Consider the following 2271-nt stretch of genomic DNA (forward strand, 5'->3'; position numbering starts at 1 on the left):
AGCACCTACTGGAAACCTGTGTTCTACGCCTTGGAAGAGCGGATGGAGTGCTGGCTGCTCAACGCTGCCCACATGAAGGCCGTCCCGGGCCGCAAAACGGACGTCAAAGACGCTGAGTGGATTGCCCAGCTACTGGAGCATGGCCTGCTCCGGCCCTCGTTCGTGCCCCCTCCGCCGATCCGCCGTCTGCGCCTGCTGACGCGTTACCGGGTGCAGCTGATGGGAGACAGGAGCAGGGACGCAGGACGGTTGGAGAAGATGCTCGAAGATGCCAGCATCAAGATCTCCTCGGTTGCCTCGTCCGTGACCACGGCCTCCGCACGTGCCATGCTCGCGGCGTTGATCGCCGGGGAGGCTGACCCGGAGGTCTTGGCGCAGCCGGCGAAGGGAAAGATGCGCTCCAAGATCCCTGACCTGATCGAGGCGCTGACGGGCCACCTCGATGCCGATCACGCCCGGCTGGCCGCGGCGATGCTGGGCCGCCTGGACCGGGTTGACGCCGCCTTGGCGGCACTTGACGCGGCCATTGTGGACGCTTCGCGGCCGTGGACCCGCCAGATCGAGCTGCTCCAGACGATCCCGGGAGTGGAGATCAAAGTCGCGCAGGCCATCATCGCCGAAACGGGCGCGGAGATGTCCAGGTTCCCGTCGGCCGGACACCTAGCGGCCTGGGCCGGTGTCGCGCCGGCGATCCACGAGTCAGCAGGACGCAGGACCCCGGCCGGTGCCAGGCACGGAAACAAATGGCTCACCTCGGCACTGGTCGAGGCCGCCGCGTCGGCGGCGCGCAGCAAAAACACCTACCTCGCAGCGCAACAGGCCCGGATCGCCTCCCGCCGCGGCGCCAAACGTGCCCAGATCGCCGCCGCGCACTCAATCCTCGTCAGCGCCTACTACATGCTTGAACGCAACGAGCCCTACCACGACCTCGGACCGGACTGGCTGCAGCACCGGCACGAGCAGGCCCAGACCCGGCGCCTGGTCGCCCAACTCGAACGCCTGCCCGGGAGCATTGCCCACGGCCTCGGTCGCATCGTAGTAGGCCAGAAGGTCACCCGTTGCCCGGGACATCAGGTAGCGTCCGCACATGCCGCTCCTCCTAATGGCCACTGGTTCTCTGATCCTATGGCAGCGCCCCGAACTCCAAGAGATAGGGAAAGTCCCCCTGGTGGGGGACCAGGCGGGACGCTCCGACGATAAGAAGGCACTCCCGGCATGTGCAGGGGTGTCCTGTCTTCGGCTTGGCGTCAGGGGGTAATCTGGACGGAATTCACATTCAGGCAAGGCCAGACAGAAGGCGGTATTGACGAGCGTGAGCCTCAAGGACGAGTGGGACAGGCTCGATTCCGGGACCCGGACGTGGCTTCTGGAAAATCCGGCATGCCTGGTCCTGCCCCCCGCCATGTCGGCGAAGGTCAGCAAGGGCGCACACGGGGACCTTGAGCGTGATCAGTACGGGCAGGTTGTGCTCTCCCGGGAGGACCGTGATTTTATCCGGGAGAAGGCGGAGGCCGCCGGAACCATAATGCGCGTTCCGACGAGGGAATACAGGTTCTTCGACACCGCACCTTTGCCCGTTATCAGGAAGGCGCCGCCTTCGCCGGATGAGGCCCGGTAGGACCACTCTGCTGAGCGCCATAACGACGAATACCTGACCGCGGAACCCCCGGCCCAGATGGTCGGTGACCGATCAGTTGCCACAGATCCAGTCCCATCGGTGCCGCCGTCAGCAGCGGCGCTGCGGCTGCGATCCAGACGCCGCGATCTGCCAGGCGCTGGCCTGCGGCCGCTGTTGATCCTCCATGTTTGCCCCTTCCGCCCTGCAGTGCCCACCCACGGCCTGCAGGAAATAGGCCAGCCACCGGCAGCGCCCAGCGGCTGGTCCCTTCGCCTGATCTGCCGCAGGCCCATTCAATGGCCCAAGAGGTTGCCGGTTGGTCCGGCTGAGCGAGGAAGTTTTTTTGGGGCAGTCGGCAGCGTGCCACGTCGGCGCAGCCTTCGCGAGAAGACGGCGGCGTGGGGACTCCGTTCGTGGTTGCACCGCCGCGTCGAGCAGAATAGCCCCATGATGAATAGCAGCGGGCGCTTGCCACGGCTTGAAGATGTGGCGGTACACGCGGGTGTCTCGCACCAGACCGTGTCCCGGGTGATCAACGACCACCCCAACGTCAGCAAGGGCACTCGTGAGCGTGTCGAGGCGGCCATCACCGAACTGGGATACCGGCGCAACACTGCTGCACGGAGCCTCGTGACCCGTCGCTCCCAGACCAT

General features: G+C 65.9%; 3 protein-coding genes. All 3 read left to right on the forward strand.

The genetic code is table 11. The annotated features are described in order from the left end of the window. Positions 1-1200 (forward strand): IS110 family transposase (locus tag AB4074_RS24665; RefSeq protein WP_441415728.1); only part of this gene is annotated, 1200 nt, incomplete at its 5' end. Positions 1201-1303: 103 nt separating this feature from the next. Continuing rightward, entirely contained in the window at positions 1304-1618 is a 315-nt protein-coding gene (locus AB4074_RS24670; RefSeq protein WP_441415729.1) for a hypothetical protein, read from the forward strand. 447 nt (positions 1619-2065) lie between these two features. Beyond that, the coding region (locus AB4074_RS24675; protein ID WP_441415730.1) for a LacI family DNA-binding transcriptional regulator at positions 2066-2271 on the forward strand (206 nt) is incomplete at its 3' end.

The sequence above is a fragment of the Arthrobacter sp. 2MCAF14 genome, assembly GCF_052115645.1.
Classification (GTDB): Bacteria; Actinomycetota; Actinomycetes; order Actinomycetales; family Micrococcaceae; genus Arthrobacter.